The organism is Spirillospora sp. NPDC047418 (genome assembly GCF_040643275.1).
GTDB lineage: Bacteria > Actinomycetota > Actinomycetes > Streptosporangiales > Streptosporangiaceae > Spirillospora.
The window spans coordinates 24,359-46,730 of the sequence record NZ_JBEYTW010000024.1 but is presented as its reverse complement, the minus strand read 5'-3'; the positions used below and the strand labels follow the sequence as shown (position 1 = coordinate 46,730).

General features: G+C 73.5%; 20 protein-coding genes and 1 pseudogene. 15 read left to right on the top strand and 6 right to left on the bottom strand.

The annotated features are described in order from the left end of the window. Positions 1-19: 19 nt before the first annotated feature. Together ABZ806_RS17485 and ABZ806_RS17480 are read left to right on the top strand one after the other, a co-directional pair. Positions 20-778, top strand: coding sequence for an ATP-binding cassette domain-containing protein (locus ABZ806_RS17485; protein ID WP_500218384.1), 759 nt, complete (start codon positions 20-22; stop codon positions 776-778). Continuing rightward, on the top strand, positions 778-2,004 hold the full coding sequence (locus tag ABZ806_RS17480; RefSeq protein ID WP_500218383.1) for an ROK family transcriptional regulator: 1,227 nt from the start codon (positions 778-780) through the stop codon (positions 2,002-2,004). The genes ABZ806_RS17485 and ABZ806_RS17480 overlap by 1 nt, the downstream gene beginning before the upstream one ends. Positions 2,005-2,020: 16 nt before the next feature. Here the strand turns inward: ABZ806_RS17480 and ABZ806_RS17475 are convergent, their stop codons facing one another. The 3 genes from ABZ806_RS17475 to ABZ806_RS17465 form a co-directional block, all read right to left on the bottom strand. Further along, positions 2,021-3,223, bottom strand: a complete 1,203-nt coding sequence (locus ABZ806_RS17475; RefSeq protein ID WP_500218322.1) for a lysylphosphatidylglycerol synthase transmembrane domain-containing protein — start codon at positions 3,221-3,223, stop codon at positions 2,021-2,023. 136 nt (positions 3,224-3,359) lie between these two features. Next, entirely contained in the window at positions 3,360-3,632 is a 273-nt protein-coding gene (locus ABZ806_RS17470; protein WP_500218321.1) for a hypothetical protein, read from the bottom strand. A gap of 61 nt (positions 3,633-3,693) precedes the next feature. Then, the gene (locus ABZ806_RS17465) at positions 3,694-5,244 is read right to left on the bottom strand and encodes a hypothetical protein (protein WP_500218320.1); all 1,551 of its coding nucleotides are present in this window, start codon (positions 5,242-5,244) and stop codon (positions 3,694-3,696) included. Positions 5,245-5,348: 104 nt separating this feature from the next. On the opposite strand from ABZ806_RS17465, the gene ABZ806_RS17460 reads away from it, so the two are divergent. Continuing rightward, positions 5,349-6,050 (top strand): HAD family hydrolase, encoded by a 702-nt coding sequence (locus tag ABZ806_RS17460; protein ID WP_500218319.1) that lies wholly within the window; start codon positions 5,349-5,351, stop codon positions 6,048-6,050. Here the strand turns inward: ABZ806_RS17460 and ABZ806_RS17455 are convergent. The 3 genes from ABZ806_RS17455 to ABZ806_RS17445 all read right to left on the bottom strand — a co-directional run bounded on the left by ABZ806_RS17455 (position 6,042) and on the right by ABZ806_RS17445 (position 8,707). After that, complete coding sequence (locus ABZ806_RS17455) at positions 6,042-7,136, bottom strand: TRM11 family SAM-dependent methyltransferase (protein WP_500218318.1); 1,095 nt, start codon at positions 7,134-7,136, stop codon at positions 6,042-6,044. The two genes, ABZ806_RS17460 and ABZ806_RS17455, sit on opposite strands and share 9 nt — an antisense overlap. A gap of 93 nt (positions 7,137-7,229) precedes the next feature. Continuing rightward, positions 7,230-7,676 carry a hypothetical protein gene (locus tag ABZ806_RS17450; protein WP_500218317.1) on the bottom strand — a complete coding sequence of 149 codons (447 nt, stop codon included), beginning with the start codon at positions 7,674-7,676 and terminating at the stop codon, positions 7,230-7,232. An 80-nt stretch (positions 7,677-7,756) separates the two neighbouring features. After that, positions 7,757-8,707, bottom strand: a complete 951-nt coding sequence (locus ABZ806_RS17445; RefSeq protein WP_500218316.1) for a ferritin-like domain-containing protein — start codon at positions 8,705-8,707, stop codon at positions 7,757-7,759. Positions 8,708-8,929: 222 nt separating this feature from the next. Here ABZ806_RS17445 and rimP point away from each other — a divergent pair, with 222 nt between their 5' ends. The 12 genes and pseudogenes from rimP (at position 8,930) to ABZ806_RS17385 (ending at position 22,288) form a co-directional block, all read left to right on the top strand. After that, on the top strand, positions 8,930-9,529 hold the full coding sequence (rimP, locus tag ABZ806_RS17440; protein ID WP_500218315.1) for a ribosome maturation factor RimP: 600 nt from the start codon (positions 8,930-8,932) through the stop codon (positions 9,527-9,529). A 25-nt stretch (positions 9,530-9,554) separates the two neighbouring features. After that, positions 9,555-10,628: a transcription termination factor NusA gene (nusA, locus tag ABZ806_RS17435; RefSeq protein ID WP_500218382.1), complete on the top strand. Its 1,074-nt coding sequence runs from the start codon at positions 9,555-9,557 to the stop codon at positions 10,626-10,628. Further along, on the top strand, positions 10,594-10,935 hold the full coding sequence (locus tag ABZ806_RS17430; RefSeq protein WP_500218314.1) for a YlxR family protein: 342 nt from the start codon (positions 10,594-10,596) through the stop codon (positions 10,933-10,935). The genes nusA and ABZ806_RS17430 overlap by 35 nt, the downstream gene beginning before the upstream one ends. 108 nt (positions 10,936-11,043) lie before the next feature. Continuing rightward, positions 11,044-14,067: a translation initiation factor IF-2 gene (infB, locus tag ABZ806_RS17425; protein ID WP_500218313.1), complete on the top strand. Its 3,024-nt coding sequence runs from the start codon at positions 11,044-11,046 to the stop codon at positions 14,065-14,067. A 209-nt stretch (positions 14,068-14,276) separates the two neighbouring features. Next, positions 14,277-14,585 (top strand): DUF503 domain-containing protein, encoded by a 309-nt coding sequence (locus ABZ806_RS17420; RefSeq protein ID WP_500218312.1) that lies wholly within the window; start codon positions 14,277-14,279, stop codon positions 14,583-14,585. A 33-nt stretch (positions 14,586-14,618) separates the two neighbouring features. Then, positions 14,619-15,059 (top strand): annotated as a pseudogene (gene rbfA / locus ABZ806_RS17415) (30S ribosome-binding factor RbfA); the annotation flags it as partial. 221 nt (positions 15,060-15,280) lie between these two features. Then, positions 15,281-16,453 (top strand): DHH family phosphoesterase, encoded by a 1,173-nt coding sequence (locus ABZ806_RS17410; protein ID WP_500218311.1) that lies wholly within the window; start codon positions 15,281-15,283, stop codon positions 16,451-16,453. A 15-nt stretch (positions 16,454-16,468) separates the two neighbouring features. Further along, positions 16,469-17,341 (top strand): tRNA pseudouridine(55) synthase TruB, encoded by an 873-nt coding sequence (gene truB, locus ABZ806_RS17405; protein ID WP_500218310.1) that lies wholly within the window; start codon positions 16,469-16,471, stop codon positions 17,339-17,341. A gap of 133 nt (positions 17,342-17,474) precedes the next feature. Further along, entirely contained in the window at positions 17,475-18,143 is a 669-nt protein-coding gene (gene trhA, locus ABZ806_RS17400) for a PAQR family membrane homeostasis protein TrhA (protein WP_500218309.1), read from the top strand. Between the two features lie 97 nt (positions 18,144-18,240). Further along, entirely contained in the window at positions 18,241-19,185 is a 945-nt protein-coding gene (locus tag ABZ806_RS17395) for a bifunctional riboflavin kinase/FAD synthetase (protein WP_500218308.1), read from the top strand. Positions 19,186-19,410: 225 nt separating this feature from the next. Continuing rightward, positions 19,411-19,680, top strand: coding sequence for a 30S ribosomal protein S15 (gene rpsO, locus ABZ806_RS17390; RefSeq protein WP_021599383.1), 270 nt, complete (start codon positions 19,411-19,413; stop codon positions 19,678-19,680). 283 nt (positions 19,681-19,963) lie between these two features. After that, positions 19,964-22,288, top strand: a complete 2,325-nt coding sequence (locus ABZ806_RS17385; RefSeq protein ID WP_500218381.1) for a polyribonucleotide nucleotidyltransferase — start codon at positions 19,964-19,966, stop codon at positions 22,286-22,288. Positions 22,289-22,372: the final 84 nt, after the last annotated feature.

Sequence of the window (22,372 nt, the reverse complement as noted above, 5' to 3'; positions counted from 1 at the left end):
ACGGTGGGAGCCCCTCGGCATGTCAGTGACGCCGGCCTTGGACCTGCGCGGCATCGACAAGAGCTTCGGGTCCGTCAAGGTCCTGCACGACGTCTCGTTCTCCGCCTACCCGGGTGAGATCACCGCGCTCGTCGGCGACAACGGCGCCGGCAAGTCCACGCTGGTGAACTGCATCGGCGGCATCCACTCCTTCGACCGGGGCGAGTACCGGTTCGAGGGCGAGCCGGTGAAGGTCTCCAGCCCGCGCGCCGCGACCCGGCTCGGCATCGAGATCGTCCACCAGGACCTCGCCCTCTGCGAGAACCTCGACGTCGTCGAGAACCTCTTCCTCGGCAGGGAGGAGCGCGCCGGCCTCACCCTGGACGAGGACCAGATGGAGGAGACGGCGCGCACCGCGCTGTCCGCGCTAGCCGTCCGCACCCTGGGCTCGGTCCGGCGGCGGGTCGCCACGCTGTCCGGCGGGCAGCGGCAGATCGTCGCGATCGCCCGCGCCATCCTGCTGGACGCCAAGGTCGTCGTGCTGGACGAGCCGTCCGCCGCGCTCGGCATCGCGCAGAGCCAGCAGGTCCTGGAGTTCGTCCGGCGGCTCGCCGACAAGGGCCTCGCGGTCGTGCTGATCTCGCACAACATGAACGACGTCTTCGCGATCTCCGACCGGATCGCCGCGCTGTACCTCGGCCGGATGGTCGCCCAGGTCAGGACCGCCGACGTCACCCACCGGCAGGTGGTCGAGCTGATCACCTCGGGCACCGGGGGAGAGCTGGGGCTGCGCCGATGATGAAGGCGGGCCCATCACAAGAGGACATCCGGCGCCACAACCTCGGAACGCTGCTGCGCTTCGTGCACCTGCGCGGCCCGGCGTCCCGCGCGACGCTCGCCGAGTCGCTCGGCCTCAACCGCAGCACGATCATGGCGCTGACGTCCGACCTCACCGCCGCCGGCCTGGTCCGCGAGGAGCTGCCGCGCGGGCCCGGGCGGCGCGCCGGGCGGCCGTCCCTGGTCGTCCGGCCGGAGTCGACCCGCGTGTACGTGCTGGCGTTCGAGGTCGGCGTCGACCGGCTCGTCGTCGCGCGCGTCGGCCTCGGCGGCGTCGTGCTGGACCGGCGCGAGGGCGTGCGCGCCCGCGGCTCCGACCCGGCCGAACTGCTCGGCGTGCTCGTCGCCGGCGCCCGGTCGCTGGTCCGCAAGGCCGAACGCGACGCCGTCTGCGTCGGCGCCGCGCTCGGGTTCCCCGGCACCGTCCGCCGCTCCGACGACACCATCATGTTCGGCCCCAACCTCGACGTCGGCGACCTGCGGCTCGGGGACGCGCTGTCGCGCCGCCTCGGCCTCGGCATCCCCGTCTCCGTCTGCAACGACGCCAACCTCGGCGCCCTCGCCGAACACGAGCGCGGCTCGGGGGTGAACTGCGACAACCTCATCTACCTGCACGGCGACGTCGGCATCGGCGGCGGCATCATCGCGCACGGCCGGCTCCTCGGCGGCGACGAGGGCTTCGGCGGCGAGATCGGCCACATGGTCATCAATCCCGGCGGCCGGCCCTGCGCGTGCGGATCGAAGGGCTGCCTGGAGGCGGAGGTGGGGGAGCGGGCCCTGCTGCACCACGCCGGGCACGGCGGGACGCCCGGCCGGGCGGGCCGCGACGCGGTCCGCGACGTCCTCGCGTCCGCCGACGCCGGCGACATCGTGGCCCGGGAGGCGCTGCACCGCGTCGGCACCTGGCTCGGCCTCGGCGTCGCCAACCTCGTCAACGTGTTCAACCCCGGCATGGTCGTCTTCGGCGGCACGCTCCGCGACATCTACCTCGGCGCCGCCGCGCAGATCCGCAGCGTCCTCGCGACCGGCGCGCTCGCCGCGCCCCGGGAGAAGGTCAAGCTGCGCACCGCCGCGCTCGGCGACGACACGACCCTCGTCGGCGCCGCCGAGTTCGCCTTCGCCGAGGTCCTCGCCGACCCCGTCCAGGTCCTGACGAGACTCCGGGCACCCGAGGACAGCCCCGTGTGACCGGGCGGGTCGGCCGCTACGGGCGGTTCGGCTTGGCCTGGGGGTTCAGGTGGACGGTCGTGTAGGGGACGACGAACGCGAAGGCCGCCATGCCCTCCATCAGGACGGTGCCGGTGGCGGCGAGGCGGGACTTCAGCCGGGCGCCCAGCCGGGCGCGCTCGTGCAGGGCGGCCCAGGCCAGCCAGCCGACCGCGACGACGGCCCAGTAGGACACCAGGCGGTAGAGGCCCACGGCCGCCGCGGCGGGGGAGAGGGTCGCGCCGAAGGCGACCAGCGAGGCGGCCATGCTGCCCTCGATCGCGCCGAGCCCGCCGGGCAGCAGCGGCAGCAGGCTGCCCGCCGCCTGGGCGGCGAAGTAGGCGAGGGCGACGCCGTTCGGGGACACGTGGACGCCGACCGCGTTCGCCGCCGACAGCAGCGCGAGGATGTCGAACACCCAGTTCAGCAGCGCGAGCGCGGCGAGCGCCGCCCAGTCGCGGCCGGTCGGGCGCAGCACGTCCCGGACGCCGGCCAGCCGCTCGGCGTACGGGGCGATCCCCGGGTGGGCGAGTGCGAACCGGTGGACGCGGCGCAGCGGCGCCGTGACCAGGGCGCGCGGCCGCGGCCGGCGCAGCGCGGGGACGAGCAGGACCGCGAGGACCAGCGGGACGGCCAGCGCGACCAGCGCGGGACCGCGGGCGTGCGGGTCGGCGAGCAGCGCCAGCAGCCCGACCAGCGAGTAGGCGGTGGTCGTGATGACGCCGCCGGCCAGGATCACCGCGGTGGCGAGCCGCGCCGACGCCCCGCCGCGGCGGAACTGCCGGAATGTGTAGACGACGCTCACCGCGGGCCCCGCCGGCAGCGTCGTGGACAGCGCGTTGCCCGCGTAGGTGATGGCGAACGCGCGGCGCAGCGACATCCGCAGGCCGCCGACGCGCAGCAGCCGGCGCTGCAGCCGGGCGAACGCGCCCATCGACCCCGCCACGGCCAGGACGACCATGCTGAGCCATCCGGGGTCGGCGTGCGACGCGGCCGACCAGATGGCGCCGGGGTCGGGGAGTTCGTCGCGGTAGAGCGGGAGGGCGGCGAGGGCCGCCGCGACCAGCGCGCACTGGACGAGCAGCCCCGCCCTGCGGCGCCACCACGGGCGCCCCGCGTCATCGCCCTGCCCGCCGGAGGGCGGGAACGGAGAGTCGGCCTCGGCCGGGGGACGGGCCGGTGCCGCGACTGTGTCGTGCATGTCCCGGTCACCTCGCAAGCTAGCCCGCCAAGCGCAACCTACGGCCCGCCTATGACATTCCCCTCGGCGCGGAAACGAACCGCAAAGGGGCCCCTGCCCCAGGCGTCACCGGCGGCCGCGGTCCACGGGCGGGTCGTCAGGGTCTGCGGGTCGGGTTCACCGCGTCGGACTCGGCGGGGGCGTCGGAGCGCGGGCGCTCGTCGTCGTCGCCGTCCCTGGCGGCCGCCTCCTCGTACTCGGTGATGGAGAGCCCGTCCCTGCTCTGCGCGGGCTCCTCGATCACCAGGTCCTCGGGCGGGTCGGTCACGTACTCCTCGGTCAGGCCGATCTCCTCGTCCTGGTCGTCGTCGCCCATGTCGTCGATGTCGTCGCGGAAGTCGCGACTCTCACCGGGCCTCCGTGCCCTCATGGTTCCTCCCGGTTCGCATCGTTATCTCCTGATCGAACCGGTATCCCCGCTGATCGGCCCCCTACTCGCGGTCGCGGACGGCGACCAGCCCGCCGAGGACGCCGACGTACGCGGTGCCGTCCGGGCCGATGGTGATGGGCGCCCAGTTGTTGTCGAACCACTTGCCCATGCCGGTGAGGACCTTGTAGACCGTCCGGCCCGTGTGGACGTCCACGGCGGTCAGGTACCAGGCGTCGAGGAGATCCTTGCGGGGCTCCTTCGTGTAGAGGTACAGCAGCCCCGAGGGGACGGAGATCTTCGCCACGGTCGACGGCGAACGCTCCTTGCTCGTCCAGACGGTCTCGCATCCCGACCCGCCGGGCTTCACGTCCACGCGGCTCACCCCGCCCGCGGACGACCCTCCCGGAGGAAGCTCGAAGAAGTTGCGGTAGCCGTAGTTGTTCTCGACGAACAGGCTGTCGCCGTAGCCGATGAGCGAGTTGTCCGTGGCGCTGGCCCCGCTGTCGAACACCGGGATCTGGCAGATCAGCTCACCGTCGTCCCTGCGCCGGACTATCACGTGCATGCGGTCGTCGGCGTTGTCGGTGATGGCCACGTAGCCGTCGCCGAAGAACGTGGGCGTCGTCCCCGACCCCTGGTCGATCTGGCCGGGCTTGCGTCCCGTACCTCTGTCATAGGGCTGCCGCCATACGACCTGCGGCGTGCCGCTCGCGTCGGCCCGCATCTGGTACAGCGCGTGGTCGGAGACGATCGAGATGCCGTCCTCGGCCGCGGCGAAGGAGTTCTGGATGCTCTCACCGGTGAGCCGCGTCACGCGGACGGTGCCGGACTCCGGGTCCACCGTGCCGATGCGCCCGTTCCGCGTGATCCACCAGATCAGGCCGCCCCAGTCCGGCCCGACCGCCGTGATGGGGTCGCACTCGCCCTTGGGCCACGGGTTCGTCCATGTGGCGCAGTCGTGGGGGAGGTACCCGCTCAGGTCCCAGTCGTCGGTGACCGTGAAGCGCCAGGCGCCGTCCGGGCCCTTGCCGTGCGCGAAGCGGCGCAGGTGGAACGCCGAGTCCGCCAGCACGGCGCGGTCCTGCGGGTCCAGGTAGTAGTAGGCCCCGCCCGAGGTGTCGGTGAGCACCTTGTCGAGGCTCAGTGAGAACACCGCCTGGACGGTCGACGGCCTCGGCGGCAGCTCGAACGTCGCGAGGTCCTTCAGCGTCTTCGGGTCGATCAGCCGCAGCATGAAGTTCTGCCCGCGCGTGCACTGCGCGACGATCAGGCCGGTCCGGCGGGCGAACGTCACCGTCGAGCACAGGCCCGGCAGGCCGCCGCCCTTCGCCTCGTTGAGCACTTCCGGGTCGCGGCCGAGCGGCCCGGGGAACGGGTAGGCGTCGGAGGCGTAGCTGTCGGCGTGCATGGACGACGTCCCCACCGGCCCCTGGTGCGGGTTGGCCGGAACAGGCCGCCCGGCCAGCGGCTCCGGTGCCGCAGGGCCCCCGATATAGGCGGGGACGAAGCCCCTGCCCGGCCCGTCGGGGATCGGGTCCGCCGCGGCCGCGCCGGCGAGCGGGACCGCGAGAGCGGCGGTGAGCAGGGCGGTGAGCAGGGGTCTGCGGCGCATCAAGGCTCCTCGACGGGACGTGACGTGGCCCGGTCGCGCCCTCCGGGAGGATCCACAGCGTAAAGGGTGATCGTCCGGATCGGCCCTTTGGTTACCATCCGGTCATGGGCGTACAAGCTGTGATCTTCGACTGGGGCGGCACGCTGACCCCCTGGCACGATCTCGAACTGGCCGACATGTGGCGCGCGATCTGCTCCGCCCACCTGCCGCCCGACGCCGTCGGGACGGCCGTCGCCGCGCTCTGCGAGGCCGAGGACGAGCTGTGGCGCCGCGGCACTGAGGAGCACCGCAGCGCGACGCTCGCCGAGGCGTTCGAGATGGCGGGCGTGCGGCCCACCGAGGAACTGCTCAGGACGCACTTCGAGACGTGGACCCCGCACACCCACACCGACCCCGCCGTCCCCGGGCTGCTCGCCGCCCTGCGCGAGCGCGGCATCAAGATCGGCGTCCTGTCCAACACCATCTGGAGCCGCGAATGGCACGAGCGGGTCTTCGCGCGCGACGACGTCCTCGACCTGTTCGACGGCGCCGTCTACTCCAGCGAGATCCCCTGGACGAAGCCGCACGCCGAGGCGTTCCGCGCCGCCATGGACGCCGTCGGCGCCACCGACCCGGCCTCCTGCGTCTTCGTCGGCGACCGCCCGTACGACGACATCCACGGCGCCAAGTCGGCCGGGCTGCGCGCCGTCCAGATCTGGCACCAGACCACGCACGCCTTCGAGCGGCCCGGCCTCACGCCCCCGGACGCCCTCATCCACGACCTGGCCGAACTGCTCCCGCACGTGGAGCAGTGGCACTCAGCCTGACGGCCGGCGGGCCACGATGACGTCGCGGGAGATGGCCTGGTCCACGCGGTGCCGGAAGCCCCGGTAGGCGTCGGAGTCCTGCACGTCGAGGCCGCTCGCCGCGAGGATCTCGGCGAGCTGCTCGCGGCGGCCGACGAAGGTGTTCCAGGAGATCCCGACGGCGCCGCCCGGCCGCAGCAGCCGCACCCACTCGGGGACGGCGGCGGCCAGCAGCTCCACGGGGCTGCGCGACAGCTGCGTCCCCCCGCGGCCGGGCCGGCCGCCCTTGGCGGGCGTGCGGGGGCCGCTCCCCGCACGGCCGTGCCGGCTGCCGTGCTGGACCCCGTACGGCGCGTCCGTCACGATCAGGTCGAAGGAGGCGGGGCGGAAGAACTTCCCGGCCCCGGCGGAGTCGGCGTTCACGACCGTGATCTCCATCGTCTCGCCGCTCTTGTACCGCTCCTTGGACGCCCCCAGCGTCACGTCCAGCCGGCGCCCGAGGAGCGCCTTCTCCCGCCGGACGTTCGCGATCTCGGCCTGGTGCTTGACCCGGTTGTTCTTCAGCCAGGTCTTGATGAACGCCGCGTAGGCGTCGAAGTCCTTGCCGTCGATGTCGATCCCGGCGGCGTCGAGGCCGTACATCATGGCCTGGTTGAGGGTCGTGCCCCGTCCGCACATGGGGTCGAGGACGCGGGGACGGCCGGTGACGAGGTCCATGGGCGAGTCCGTGGCCATCGCCGTGACGTTCAGCAGCAGCTTGGTGAAGTACTCGTTCGTCTTACCGGCGTACTTCTGGATGGTGAGCAGGTCGCTGCCGAACACGTCCAGGCGGTCGAGCATGACCGGGCGGAGCAGCTCGCCCTCGAACCGGAACAGCGCGTACAGCGACGACAGGTTCGACAGGAGGCGGACGTCCTGCTCCGTCAGTTCGTCGCCGGAGAACGCCACGTACGGGACGCCGCCGATCTCGGTCTCCCGGACGTCCCCGACACGTCCGCCGAGGGCCCGCTCGCTGAACACCGTCAGCTCGGCCTTCACCAGGTCGGCGGCGGACTGGGCGTAAACGCGGTTGTGCGAGGGGGAGACGAGAAGGCCGTACGCGGTCATTCGCAGAACCTTAAGGGATGCCGAGAGCGGAGACCGCCGGGACGGGTTCCCGGCGGCCCCCGCACGGCCCTTGGGCGGGCCGTTCCTCCCCGGTCAGGCCGTCCGCGCCGAACCCTTGGAGCGCCGAGGGCGTTCGACGTGTTTAGGACGTTCGACATGTTCAGGACGTCCGGAGCGTTCGGGGTGTTCTGGACGGTCGGCGCGTTCGGGACGGACCGCGTCGTCGCCGGGTGCGTCCGGGGCGGCGGGAGGCTCCGGCGCGTCCCCGGCGGTGAGCTCCGCGCGGGCCGGACCCGCCACGTCCGGCGGATCGGCGGCCGGGAGGTCGGGAAGGTGCCGCGCCGCGGCCGTCAGCAGCTCCCGCACGCGGCTCTGCAGGCTCGCGAGGTCGGCGCGCGCGACGTCCGCCCGCGCCTGCGCCGTGCGCGCCTGGCGCCGCGCCGCGTCGCGCTCGGCCGCGAGCCGGTTCAGCTGTTCGCGATAGGCGTCCCGCAGCTCGTCGACGGCGCTGCGCCCGCCCTCCCGCGGAGTCGTGCTCACGTCTGGGCTCCTCCCCCGAGTAGTCCCTCTACCGGGACCAACGCGATCGATCCCGCGCATCGTTCCCGCCGTGCGGAAGATCACTCACCCGGTTCGGGACGCGGCGACAGGGCCGCGGACGGCAGCCCGGGGAACGCCTCGGGCGGCGCAGCCCCGCCCGCCTTCGCCCGCCACCGCGCCGACCGCGCCATCGCCCGCTGCGCGCTGTCGGCGGCGAACGCCCGCAGGTCGGGGGAGGACAGGCCGGCGACGCCGACGTACGCGCCGGCGACGTCGTCCTCCAGCGCCGCCGCGAGCCGGGCGGCGCCGCGGGCGTCGGCGGGCCGCACGGGCAGCCGGTACGCGGCCGCCGCCGGCACGGGCCGCACCGACAGGATCGACACCAGCTCGTCGCGCTGGGCCCGGTGGCCGTCCCACATCTCCTTCGCGGTCGCCCGCAGCGTCCCGCGCAGCCGCGCCCCGAGCACCCCGTACCCGTACACGGCGGCGTGCTCGGCGGCCAGCGCCGTCTGCAGCGCCCGCGCGTCGGACGTGGACCGGACGGCCGGCGGCTCGCCCCGGACCGTCCCGGCGTGCCCCGCCTCGCACGCGCCGATGCTCGCGAGCAGCTGGGCCAGCGCGGGCCCGGCCTTCGCGGCGTCGGCCGTCCGCGCCCGCGCCGCGCCGTCCTCCAGCTCGCGCAGCCAGCCGAGCGGCGAACCGCCCGGGACCGCCGGGGCGGGGCTCGGGCCCGGCAGCGCGCCGCCCTCGTCCGCGCGGTCGCCGGAACCGGGCACGTAGTGCCGCTCCAGCACCGCCAGATGCTCCCGGTGGTGCGCGAGGACGGGGTCGAGCCGGCCGGCCGGCAGCGCACCGGAGGACCGCGCCGCCCCGTACGCCGCGATCAGCCGCCGCTCGGACGCGATCGCGCCGACGAGCGTGGCCACGTCCCGGCGCGGGGCCGCCTGCGCGGCGCATCCCGAGAGCCACGGCAGGACCAGCGCGGCCCCGCCGCCGAGCAGCAGCGCGCGGCGCGGCATCGCCTCTGGCAAGGCAGACTCCTCACCCGGTGGTGTGGTGGCGGCGGCCCGCCGCGGCCGCGCTCCCCGGTCGCGTCCATCGGGCCAGCTCAAGCATTCCATATCCGCCGCGCCGGTGAGCCGTCCGAAAGACCGCCGCGGTCTCCGGCTGTCGATAGTCTTGAGGTGCCGGCGGACGTACGGTGACATCCGCGGATCGCGGGCGTGACAACAGAGGGAAAACGAGGAGGGTCCATGAGCGTCGAGTCCCGCGGTGGCCGCGCTCAGGGCGGGCGCGACGCCGCGATCGCCGAGCTGACCCGGCTGCTGGCGCCCGCCGTCGGTGCGGCGGGCCTCGACCTGGAGGAGGTCGACGTGCGCCCGGCCGGCCGCCGCCGGCTTGTGAAGATCGTCGTGGACGGGGACGGCGGGGTCGACCTGGACGCCGTCGCCCGGGTGAGCGACGCCGCCTCGCGGCTGCTCGACGAGTCCGACGCCATGGGGACCTCGCCCTACGTGCTGGAGGTGACCTCGCCCGGCGTCGACCGACCCCTCACCGAGCCGCGGCACTGGCGCCGCGCCGTCGGCCGGCTGGTCGTCGCCCCGCTGGCCGAGGGAGGCCAGATCGAGGGCCGGGTGGTCGCGGCCGACGACGAGGCCGTCGAGATCGACGTCGTCCAGAAGGGCCGGGGCAAGGGAGCCGGGCCGAAGGGCGGCGGGCCGAAGGGCGCCGGGGCCGGGACGGTGCGGCGCCGCTTCGGGCTGGGCGAGCTGGGGCGCGGCCGGGTGCAGGTGGAGTTCAAACCCCTGAACCGTGCGGCCGAGGAAAAGCGTTCTCCGGCTGAGCCGGACTAGAGGGGGGAACCTCGTGGACATCGACATGACCGCCCTGCGGGGCCTGGAGAGCGAGAAGGACATCTCGCTCGACGTGGCCGTCAAGGCCATCGAAGACGCCCTGCTGATCGCCTACCACCGGACGGAGGGCGCGGCGCCGAAGGCGCGCGTCGAACTGGACCGGCAGACCGGGCACGTGACCGTGTGGGCGACCGAGACCGACGAGGAGGGGGGCGACCTCCGCGAGTACGACGACACGCCGACCGGGTTCGGGCGCATCGCGGCGACCACGGCCAAGCAGGTGATCCTGCAGCGGCTGCGCGACGCCGAGGACGAGTTGACGTTCGGCGAGTACGCCGGCCGCGAGGGCGACATCGTCAGCGGCATCATCCAGCAGGGCAAGGACCCGCGGAACGTGCTGGTCGACCTCGGCCGGATCGAGGCCGTGCTGCCCCCGCAGGAGCAGGTGCCGGGTGAGCGCTACGAGCACGGCGAGCGGCTGCGCGCCTACGTCGTCCAGGTCCGCAAGGGCCACCGCGGGCCGTCGGTGCAGCTGTCGCGGACGCACCCGAACCTCGTCCGCAAGCTGTTCGCGCTGGAGGTCCCGGAGATCGCCGACGGCACCGTGGAGATCTCCGCGATCGCCCGCGAGGCCGGCCACCGCACGAAGATCGCGGTGCGCTCGCGCAAGCAGGGCGTGAACGCCAAGGGCGCCTGCATCGGCCCGCTCGGCGGCCGGGTCCGCAACGTGATGGCCGAACTGCACGGCGAGAAGATCGACATCGTCGACTGGTCGGACGATCCGGCGGAGCTCGTCGGGAATGCCCTGTCGCCGGCGCGGGTTTCCCATGTGCAGGTGGTGGACGCCGACGCCCGGGTCGCCCGGGTGGTGGTGCCCGACTACCAGCTGTCCCTCGCCATCGGCAAGGAGGGGCAGAACGCGCGGCTGGCGGCCCGGCTGACCGGCTGGCGGATCGACATCAGGTCCGACACCGAGCCCGAGCCGACGCCCGAGCCGGCACCTGAGCCGGCACCGGGGCGGGCGGCCGAATCCGGCGAAACGGGATCTTCTACGTCAGGAGAGCATGCGACAGGCCCCGCCGACGCCTCGGCGCGGTAGACTCATGAAACGTGGCCGGGCGGCCCCTGTACGCACGTGTGCGGGCTGCCGGGTCCGCACGGTCAAATCCGACCTGCTGCGCCTGGTGGTGGTCGAGGGCGTCATCGTCCCCGACACCCGCGGGCGGCTGCCGGGACGGGGCGCGCATCTGCATCCCGATCCGGCGTGTCTCGAGCTCGCAGAGCGACGTCGGGCGTTCCCGAGGGCGTTCCGCCTTCCGGGGCCGCTCGACACCGGTGCGCTGCGGGCGCGAGTTGCGGCGCCCGCCGCGCAGCAGCAGGATGGCCGAATGGTAAGCGACGTCTAGTCGGAAGCAGGTCGAGATTGCTATGAGCGCTCGATGAGCACGCCGCGATGAGTACGGCAAGTTAGCGACGGTCCGGAGGCCGCACCCCCGGACCGAGTAGGGAGTGCAGTGGCCAAGGTCCGGGTATATGAACTCGCCAAGGAGTTCGGTGTAGAGAGCAAGGTCGTCATGGCCAAGCTCAAGGAGATGGGCGAGTTCGTACGGTCGGCGTCCTCCACGATCGAGGCGCCGGTCGAACGCAGGCTGAAGGAAGCCTTCTCCAATTCTTCTTCGTCCTCCAAGCAGGGGGACAATCGGGGCGCGTCGAAGCGACCTTCGGGTCCGCGTCCCGCCGCGCCGCGTCCGGGTCCGCCCGGTGGCGGCGCCTCCGACGGGCAGGGTGCGCGCCAGCAGGCCCACCGGCCCGCCGCGCCGCGTCCGCCCGCGCCCAAGCAGGCCCCCGGCGCCCCCGCGGGCCCCGGCGGCCAGGGCGGCCAGGGCGGCGGCATGCCCAAGCCGGGCCCGCGCCCGCCCGTCCCGCCGGCGCCGAGCGCGCCGGTCGACGCGCCCGCGGCGCAGGGGCCGAGCGCCCCGCCCGCGGCCGCTCCGGCGGCACCCCCGGCGGCCGGGAACGGCGCCGGAACCCGCGCGCCCGGCGGCCCGCGGCCGGGTCCCCAGGGGCCCAAGCCGGGCCCGCGCCCCGGCCCGCGCCAGGGCGGCGGCGGTGGTGGCGGAGGCGGCGGCCGGCCGCGTCCGGGCAACAACCCGTTCAGCTCGACCAACACCGGCATGGGCCGGGCGCCCAAGCCGGGCCCGCGGCCCGGCCCGCGGCCGGGCGCCGACCGCCCCGGCGGCGACCGTCCCGGCGGCGACCGCGCAGGCGGCCCGCGTCCCGGCGGCCGTCCCGGCGGTGCGCCCGGTGCCGGCGGCCCGCGCCCGAACCCGGGCGGCATGCCGCCCCGGCCGGGCGGCCCCCGGCCGAGCCCGATGAACATGCCGTCCTCGCGGCCCGCAGGCGCCCCCGGGCGCGGCGGCCCCGGTGGCGGCGGTGGCGGCCGCGGTCCGGGCGGCGGCGGCCGTCCCGGCGGCGGCGGTGGCGGCGGTCGTCCCGGTGGCGGCGGCCGTCCCGGCGGCGGCTTCGGCGGTCCCCGCGCAGGCGGCGGCGGTCGTCCCGGCGGCGGCTTCGGTCCCCGTCCGGGCGGCGGCGGCCGCGGTCGCGGCGGCACGCAGGGCGCCTTCGGCCGTCCCGGCGGCCGTCCCGCGCGCGGACGCAAGTCGAAGCGGGCGCGTCGTCAAGAGTTCGAGAACATGCAGGCGCCCGCCGCCGGCGGTGTCTCGGCTCCGCGCGGCCACGGCAAGACCATCCGGCTGCCGCAGGGCGCGACCCTGACCGACTTCGCCGAGAAGATCGGCGCCAACCCGGCGTCGCTCGTCGCGATCATGATGCATCTCGGCAAGATGGTCACCGCGACCCAGTCGGTCGACCCCGACGACCTCATGGCGCTCGGGATCGAGCTGGACTTCGACGTCCAGGTCGTCAGCCCCGAGGACGAGGACCGCGCGCTGCTCGAGTCGTTCGACATCGAGTACGGCGAGGACGAGGGCGGCGAGGAGAACCTCCAGGCCCGTCCGCCGGTCGTCACCGTCATGGGCCACGTCGACCACGGCAAGACCAAGCTGCTGGACGCCGTCCGGCACGCCAACGTGCAGGCGGGCGAGGCCGGCGGCATCACCCAGCACATCGGCGCCTACCAGGTCGAGACCGAGGTCGACGGCGAGGACCGCAAGATCACCTTCATCGACACCCCGGGCCACGAGGCGTTCACCGCCATGCGCGCCCGCGGTGCCGACACCACCGACCTGGTGGTGCTGGTGGTCGCCGCGGACGACGGCGTCAAGCCGCAGACCACCGAGGCGATCGACCACGCCACCGCGGCGGGGGTCCCGATCGTCGTCGCGGTCAACAAGATCGACGTCGAGGGCGCGGACCCGAACAAGGTGCGCGCGCAGCTGACCGAGTACGGCCTGGTCGCCGAGGAGTTCGGCGGCGACACGCAGTTCGTGGACGTGTCCGCCAAGCAGGGCACCAACATCGACGGGCTGCTGGAGGCGATCATCCTGACCGCCGACGCCGAGCTCGACCTGAAGGCCAACCCCGACATGCCCGCCCAGGGCTCGGCCATCGAGGCCCACCTGGACAAGGGCCGGGGCGCCGTGGCGACCGTGCTGGTGCAGCGCGGCACGCTGCGGATCGGCGACTCGATCGTCTGCGGCGTGGCCAACGGCCGCGTCCGGGCGATGCTCGACGAGAACGGCAACAACGTCGACGAGGCGGGCCCGTCCCGTCCGGTGATGGTGCTCGGCCTCGCGGCCGTGCCCGGCGCGGGCGACAACTTCCTGGTCGTCGACGACGACCGGATCGCCCGGCAGATCGCCGACAAGCGGGTCGCGCGCAAGCGCAACGCCGAACTCCTGAAGAGTCGCAAGAGCAGCTCCCTCGAGGAACTGTTCAAGGACTTCCAGGAGGGCAAGCGGCAGGAACTGCTGCTCATCCTCAAGGGCGACGTGTCCGGCTCGGTCGAGGCCCTGGAGGACTCGCTCCTCAAGATCGACGTGGGCGACGAGGTCAGCCTGCGGATCATCCGGCGCGGTGTCGGCGCGATCACGCAGGACGACGTCAACCTGTCGCTGGCGTCCGAAGAGGGCGCGGTCATCATCGGCTTCAACGTGCGGCCGGAGCGCAACGCGCAGGAGCTGGCCGACCGCGAGGGCGTCGACATCCGGTACTACTCGATCATCTACCAGGCGATCGAGGAGATCGAGGCGGCCCTCAAGGGCATGCTCAAGCCGGAGTTCGAGGAGGTCCAGCTCGGTACCGCGGAGGTCCGCGAGATCTTCAAGGTGCCGCGGATCGGCAACGTGGCCGGCTCGATGGTCACCTCGGGGATCATCCAGCGCAACGCCAAGGCGCGCCTCGTCCGCGACGGCGTCGTGGTCGCCGACAACCTCACGGTGTCGTCGCTGCGCCGCTTCAAGGACGACGCGACCGAGGTCCGCGAGGGCTTCGAGTGCGGTATCGGCGTGGGGTACAACGACATCAAGCTCGGCGATGTCGTCGAGTGCTTCGAGATGCGGGAGAAGCCCCGCGTCTGAGGCAGGCGGCACGCCCGCGCGGACCCGGCCTCCGGGCCCGGTCCGCGCGGGCGGCGGCCCGTCGCCGATGTGATCGTTGATCGGATGACACGACGCCAGGCTGATCTTCTAGCCTGGCGTCCGTCATGTCCGGCCCGCCCCGCCGTGCGCGGGTGCGGCCGGGAACACGGCGGGTGATCCCCGTCGTTCCATCTTCAGAAGATCCCGAGGTGATCGACCAGGTGTACGTGGGTGCGCTGACACTCGACCTGCTGCTGGGGGACGTCCGCTCGCTGAAGCAGAAGCGGTCCGTCGTCCGGCCCATCATCGCCGAGGTGCACAAGCACTTCCCGGCGGTGGCCGTCGCCGAGACCGGCGGCAACGACCTGCACCGCCGGGCGGAGCTCGGCGTGGCGGTGGTCTCCGGGACCGCCGCGAACTGCACCCAGGTGCTCGACCAGTGCGAACGCCTGGTGGCGGGGCGGCCGGAGGTCGAACTCCTGTCCGCCCGCCAGCGGATATTCAGCGACGACGAATAACGGGTCGGCAGACCAGAGAAAGGGAGTGCGATCATGGTGGACGCAGCCCGGGCGCGCAAGCTCGCCGACCGCATCCAGCAGATCGTGGCCGAGATGCTGGAGCGGCGGATCAAGGATCCGCGGCTCGGCTTCGTGACCGTGACCGACACCCGCATCACCAACGACCTGCGCGACGCGACCGTGTACTACACGGTGTACGGGTCGGACGGCGAGCGCGCCGAGACGGCCGCTGCGCTGGAGAGCGCCAAGGGCGTGATCCGGACGGAGGTGGGCAGGAAGACGGGGGTCCGGCACACGCCCAGCCTCACCTTCGTCATGGACTCCCTGATGGAGAACGCGGCGCACATCGACGACCTGCTGGCCAAGGCCCGCGCCAGGGACGCCGAGGTCGCGAAGGCCGCGCAGGGCGCCTCCCCGGCCGGTGACGCCAACCCCTACCGCGAGCCCGCCACCGACGACGCCGACCTCGACGACGCGGACCTCGACGAAGCTGACTCGGCAGGCGCGGACTCGGCAGGCGCGGACTCGGCTGGTGTGGACCCGGCTGGCGCGGATTCGGTCGGCCCGGACTCGGCTGGCGCGGACTCGGTCGGCCCGGACTCGGCAGGCGCGGACTCGGCAGGCGCGGGACTGGACGGCTCGAACCTGGACGGCGCGGGGGGCGGTGAGGACGGCCGTTCCGGACGCCCGTCGTCGTGAGCGGGCCGCAGGGCCGCGCGGAGACGCCGGGCGCCGGCCGGCCGGAGCAGTTCCACCTGCACGACGGGCACACCGTGAGCGACCATGACGTCGTCCCGCGCGGCGGCGCCGGGGCCCGCGGCGGGGCCGCGCTGCCGCCCGGGCCGTCGGCCGCGGCGTCCGGCGCGGCGCCCCCCGGCCTGGAGTGGGACCGCGCGGTCGAGCTGATCCGCGGGGCGCAGGAGATCTGCCTGGCCTGCCACGTCGCCCCGGACGGCGACGCGCTCGGCTCCATGCTGGCGCTCGCGCAGGCGCTGCGCGCGCTGGGCAAGCGGTGCGCGGCGTCCTTCGCGGATCCGTTCGTCGTCCCGGCGATCCTGCGGTTCCTGCCGGGCCAGGAGCTGCTGGTGGAGCCCGCGCGGATGCCGGCCGCCCCGGAGCTGATGATCTCGCTGGACGCGGCGGGCCGGGCGCGGCTCGGCGGACTCGCCGGGCACGCCGACCGGGCCGGCGCGCTGATCGTGGTCGACCACCACGCGTCCAACACCGGGTTCGGCGGCGTGCGGCTCGTCGACCCGGACGCCGCCGCGACCGCGGTGCTGGTCGAGGAGCTGATCCGCAGGCTCGGCGTCCCGCTGGACCGCGACATCGCGCAGGGCCTGTACGCGGGGCTCGCCAGCGACACCGGCTCGTTCAAGTACCCGTGCACCACCCCCGAGGTCCACGACCTGGCGGGACGGCTGCTGACGGCGGGCGTCCGGCCGGACGCGGTGAGCCGCGAGCTGTGGGACCGCGCCCCCTTCGGGTACCTGCAGGTCCTCGCGGGCGCGCTGGCGCGGGCCCGGCTGGAGCGCGACGCCGCCGGCGGCCTCGGCCTGGTGTGGACGGCGGTCGCCCGCTCCGACCGGGCCGCCCGCGACGTCCACTACGACCAGCTCGAAGGGGTCATCGACCAGCTCAGGCGGACCGACGAGGCCGAGGTCGCGGTCGTGTGCAAGGAGAACGACCGGGGCGAGTGGTACGTCTCCACCCGCTCCAAGGGCGCGGTCGACGTGGGCCGCGCCTGCGTCGACCTCGGCGGGGGCGGGCACCGCACCGCCGCCGCGTTCACCATGGGCGGGGAGCCCGCCGCCATCATCGACCGGCTGCGCGCGGCGCTGCGCGTGCCCGGCGACACCGACGACGACTGACCTTTCGGAGCGCGCGTGGACAACTCGGGACTCGTCATCGTGGACAAGCCCGCCGACTGGACGTCGCACGACGTGGTCGGGAAGATGCGGCGGCTGGCGAAGACCCGGCGGGTCGGGCACGCGGGCACGCTCGACCCGATGGCGACGGGCGTGCTCGTCCTCGGTGTCGGCAAGGCGACCCGCCTCCTCGGGCATCTCGCGCTGACGGAGAAGGGGTACGACGCCACGATCCGCCTGGGCCAGTCGACCAACACCGACGACGCGGAGGGCGAGATCACCGCGTCCGCGTCCGCCGCGCACGTCGCCGACGAGGCGCTGCACGCGGGCATCGCGGCGCTGACCGGGCCGATCCAGCAGGTCCCGCCGCAGGTCAGTGCGATCAAGGTGAACGGCGAGCGGGCCTACAAGATGGCCCGCAAGGGCGAGGAGGTCGCCCTGGCCGCCCGTCCGGTGACCGTGCACGAGTTCACGGTCGCCGCCGTCCGCCGCGACGGCGACCTGATCGACGTGGACGCGTCCGTCTCGTGCTCGTCCGGCACCTACATCCGGGCGCTGGCACGCGACCTCGGCGCGTCCCTCGGCTGCGGCGGCCACCTCACCGCGCTGCGCCGCACCCGCGTCGGGCCCTACGACCTGCCGATGGCGCGCACGCTCGACCGGCTCGCGGAGAAGCTGGAGATCCTCCCGATGGACGAGGCGGTCGCCGCGGTGTTCCCGCGCCGCGACGTCTCGGCCGAGGACGCGCGCAAGGTCGCGCACGGCGGGCGCCTCCCGGCGGCCGGCCTCGGGCCGGGCCCGGTCGGGGTCTTCGCCCCCGACGGCACGCTGCTCGCCCTCGTCGAGGAGCAGGGCCCGGTGGCCAAGCCCCTGGCCGTCTTCGTCCCCTGACCTCCGGCGTCTCCTGACCCCGGCTCGAATCGGGCGGCGCGCCCGTGGCGAGCATCACCGGGGGAAAGTGCTGCACCGAAACCTACGGGCGCGTAACCTACGAGAGCGTAAGTTACTGAGGCAGGAGGTGTCCGTGACCACTGTGAAGGACCACCCCCCGGTGGCGTCCCCGACCCGTCCGCGGCTGCGCGGCTGGCTGCACCTCGGCGCGTTCCCCGCGGTGCTGGTCGCCGGGCTGGTGCTCGTCGCGCTGGGCCCGAGCGTGGAGGCGCGGCTCGCGTCGGCGCTGTACGTGGCGACATCGGGGATGCTGTTCGGGATCTCGGGGACCTACCACCGGCAGCGCTCGCACCGGCTGATCGAGGTGCTGCGCCGGTTCGACCACGCCAACATCTACCTGATCATCGCCGGGACCTACACCCCCTTCGCGGTCCTGGCGCTGGACGGCGGCATGCGCGTCGCCGTCCTCGGCACCGTCTGGACGGGCGCCATCGCCGGCGTCGTGTTCCGCACCGCGTGGATCGGCGCCCCCCGCGCCCTCTACGTGACCCTCTACATCGTCCTCGGCTGGGTCGCGGTGTTCTTCCTGCCCCAGTTCCTGGACGGCGCGGGCCTCGCCGCCTGCCTCCTGGTCGCGGCCGGCGGCATCTGCTACAGCGTCGGCGGCGTCGTCTACGGCCTGCGCCGCCCCGACCCGTCGCCGAACTGGTTCGGCTTCCACGAGGTCTTCCACGCCTGCACGCTCGCCGCCTACATCCTGCAGTACATAGCGGTCTCCCTCGTCGTCTACCAGTCGGCCTGACGGGTACCCCTGGGTGCGACCGCGGGCGTCCGCTCATGGCACTCTTAAGGTCGGCAGGAGAAGGCCGGACAGGCACGTCCTACGCAGGGAGAGAATGGTGCGGCGTTGGAATGGCCTCGACGAGGTTCCCGCGGACTGGGGCCGTTCAGTGATCACCATCGGGGTGTTCGACGGCGTGCACCGCGGCCATCAGCGGATCGTCGGCGCCGCGGTGCAGGAGGCCCGCCGCCGCGGCCTGCGCTCGGTGGTCATCACGTTCGACCCGCACCCCGACGAGGTCGTCCGGCCGGGCACCCATCCGCCGCTGCTCGCCACGACCAGGTACCGCGTCGAACTGCTGGAGGGCCTCGGCACGGACGCGGTCGTCGTCGTCCCGTTCACCCTGGAGCTGTCCAGGACGCCGCCGGACGAGTTCGTCCGGCAGGTCCTGGTCGACCGGCTGCACGCGGCGCACGTCATCGTCGGTGAGGACTTCCGGTTCGGGCACAAGGCCAAGGGCGACGTCGCGCTCCTGCGCGAGCTCGGCGAGAAGTACGACTTCACCGCGGAGGGGATGCCGCTGGTGGCCAACGGCGACACGATCTCCTCCACCTACATCCGGGAGCGGCTGGACGCGGGCGAGGTCGAGGCCGCGGCGCGCTCGCTGGGCCGGCCGCACCGCGTCGAGGGCGTGGTCGTGCGCGGCCACCGGCGGGGGCGGGCGCTGGGCTTCCCCACGGCCAACCTGGAGATGCCGCCGAACACCGCGATCCCGGCCGACGGCGTCTACGGCGGCTGGCTCGTCTGCGACTCCGACCGGTACCCGGGCTTCCGCTGGCCCGCCGCGATCTCCATCGGGACGAACCCGACGTTCGAGGGCGCGGGGGAGCGGACCGTCGAGGCGTACGCGCTGGACCGCGACGACCTCGACCTGTACGGGGAGCACATGGGCGTCGACTTCACCGCCCGCATCCGCGACACGCTGAAGTTCGACTCGATCGACGCGCTGATCGAGGAGATGCACCGGGACGTGGCGCGGGCCCGCGAGATCACCTCCGGCTGAACCCCCGCGAACCCGCCCTGACCTGTGCGTACGCTCCGATAGCAGGGGTTCTCGCATCGTGACCGGGTGGGTTTCCGGCATGGTACGGTGAATAGTCGCCGGGAAGGGCCCCGGCGCGGCTGGCTGCACCCTCATGCGGCCCGCCACCCTCTTGAAACGCACCATGCGGACCCGCACGCCCTCCGGGCCCGGATCTGCGGGTGACGATCACATCGAAGGAGCCACGTGTCGCTCGACACCGCCACGAAGAACCAGATCATCGCCGAGTACGCGACCACTGAGGGTGACACCGGATCGCCGGAAGTCCAGGTCGCGCTGCTCACGCGCCGCATCAACGATCTGACCGAGCACCTCAAGGAGCACAAGCACGACCACCACAGCCGCCGCGGCCTCCTGCTGCTGGTCGGCCGTCGTCGCCGCCTCCTGAAGTACCTGAGCAACAAGGACATCAACCGCTACCGGCAGCTGATCGAACGACTCGGCCTGCGCCGCTAGCACGGTGAGGGAGTGGCCCGCCGGGCCGCTCCCTTCCTTTTATGGCCGGGGCGGGCGCGCGCGACGCCGCCCGCCCCGGCCGCACAACTGCAGACCAGCCTCGCGGACACCGCCGGTGCGGGCCGGTCCTCGGTAGTGGCTTCCGGATCCGTTCCGCCGCATCGGCGGCGATCTCGATCCGGGTGCTTCGATCGAAGACCGGCAGCGTGACGAGCCGACGGGAAACGGCCGCGAGGTCCGACATGGAACCCTGAGGAGGTTTCCCGTGACAGAAGCCGTGCGCATCGACGGTGCGCAGAGCACCGAAGCCGTGATCGACAACGGCACGTTCGGCACCCGCACCATCCGCTTCGAGACGGGCCGGCTGGCCCGGCAGGCGGCCGGCTCGGCCGTCGCCTACCTCGACGACGACACGATGGTGCTGTCGGCGACCACCGCGTCGAAGAAGCCCAAGGACAACCTGGACTTCTTCCCGCTGACCGTGGACGTCGAGGAGCGGATGTACGCGGCCGGGCGCATCCCCGGCTCGTTCTTCCGCCGCGAGGGCCGGCCCTCCGAGGACGCGATCCTCACCTGCCGGCTGATCGACCGGCCGCTGCGCCCGTCGTTCACCAAGGGCCTGCGCAACGAGATCCAGATCGTCGAGACGATCATGGCGCTGCACCCCGACCACCTGTACGACGTCGTGGCGATCAACGCCGCCTCGATGTCCACGCAGCTGGCCGGGCTGCCGTTCTCCGGCCCGATCGGCGGCGTCCGCGTCGCGCTGATCGAGGGCCAGTGGGTCGGCTTCCCCACCCACCCCGAGCTGGAGCGCGCCACCTTCGACATGGTCGTCGCCGGGCGCGTGCTCGCCGACGGCGACGTCGCGATCATGATGGTCGAGGCGGAGTCCACCCGCGGCACCCTGCAGCTCGTCGGCGAGGGCGCCACCGCCCCGACCGAGGAGACCGTCGCCGAGGGCCTCGAGGCGGCCAAGCCGTTCATCAAGGTGCTGTGCAAGGCGCAGAGCGACCTCGCGGCCGTCGCCGCCAAGGAGACCCGCGAGTACCCGATCTTCCTGGACTACCAGGACGACGTGCTCGCCGCCGTGTCCGAGGCCGTGGGCGGCGACCTCGCGCAGGCGCTGGCCATCGCCGGCAAGCAGGAGCGCGAGTCCCGGCTCGACGAGATCAAGGCGGTCGCCGCCGAGAAGCTCGCCGAGCAGTTCGAGGGGCGCGAGAAGGAGATCTCCGCCGCCTACCGCGCCGTCACCAAGAAGCTGGTCCGCGAGCGGGTCATCCGCGACGGGCTGCGCATGGACGGCCGCGGCCTGAAGGACATCCGCCAGCTGACCGCCGAGGCGCACGTCGTCCCGCGCGTGCACGGCTCGGCGCTGTTCGAGCGCGGCGAGACGCAGATCCTCGGCGTGACGACGCTGAACATGCTCCGCATGGAGCAGACGATCGACACGCTGAACCCCGAGCGCACCAAGCGCTACATGCACAACTACAACTTCCCGCCGTACTCCACCGGTGAGACCGGCCGCGTCGGCTCGCCGAAGCGGCGCGAGATCGGGCACGGCGCGCTCGCCGAGCGCGCCCTGCTGCCGGTGCTGCCGACGCGCGAGGAGTTCCCGTACGCGATCCGGCAGGTGTCGGAGGCGCTCGGCTCCAACGGCTCCACCTCGATGGGCTCGGTCTGCGCGTCCACCATGTCGCTGCTGGACGCGGGCGTCCCGCTGAAGCAGATGGTGGCGGGCATCGCGATGGGCCTCATCAACGAGGGCGACGAGTACGTGACGCTCACCGACATCCTCGGCGCCGAGGACGCGTTCGGCGACATGGACTTCAAGGTCGCCGGCACCCGCGACCTGATCACCGCGCTGCAGCTCGACACCAAGCTCGACGGCATCCCCGCCTCGGTGCTGGCCGCCGCGCTGAAGCAGGCCAGGGGCGCGCGCCTGGCGATCCTGGACGTCATGCAGGAGGCCATCGAGGCGCCCGCCGAGATGAGCCCGAACGCGCCGCGGATCATCACGATCAAGGTCCCGGTCGACAAGATCGGCGAGGTCATCGGCCCCAAGGGCAAGATGATCAACTCGATCCAGGACGACACCGGCGCCGACATCACGATCGAGGACGACGGCACCATCTACGTCGGCGCGACCGACGGCCCGTCCGCCGAGGCCGCGCGGCAGGCGATCAACTCGATCGCCAACCCGCACATGCCGGAGGTCGGCGAGCGGTTCCTCGGCACCGTCGTGAAGACCACCACGTTCGGCGCGTTCGTGTCGCTGCTGCCCGGCAAGGACGGCCTGCTGCACGTCTCGCAGATCCGCAAGCTGCACGGCGGCGCCCGGATCGAGAACGTCGAGGACGTCATGGGCGTCGGCGAGAAGATCCAGGTCGAGGTCACCGAGATCGACCAGCGCGGCAAGCTGTCGCTGGTGCCGGTCGAGGTGGTCGAGCGGGAGGCCGCCGACAAGCCCGAGGGCGGCGACGACACCGCCGCCGAGGAGTCCGACGGCGACTCCGGCGAGCGCCGTCCGCGCCGGGACGACGGCGAGCGCGGCCCGCGCCGCCGCCGCACCCGCCGCGGCGACGACGCCGGCCAGCGCAACTCCTGATCCGAGCGACGACCGACCGGCACGCCCGCTCGCGGGCGGGGCGGGGGGGGGCCGTCCCACCGCCGGAATTTGGGGTCCCGGGTA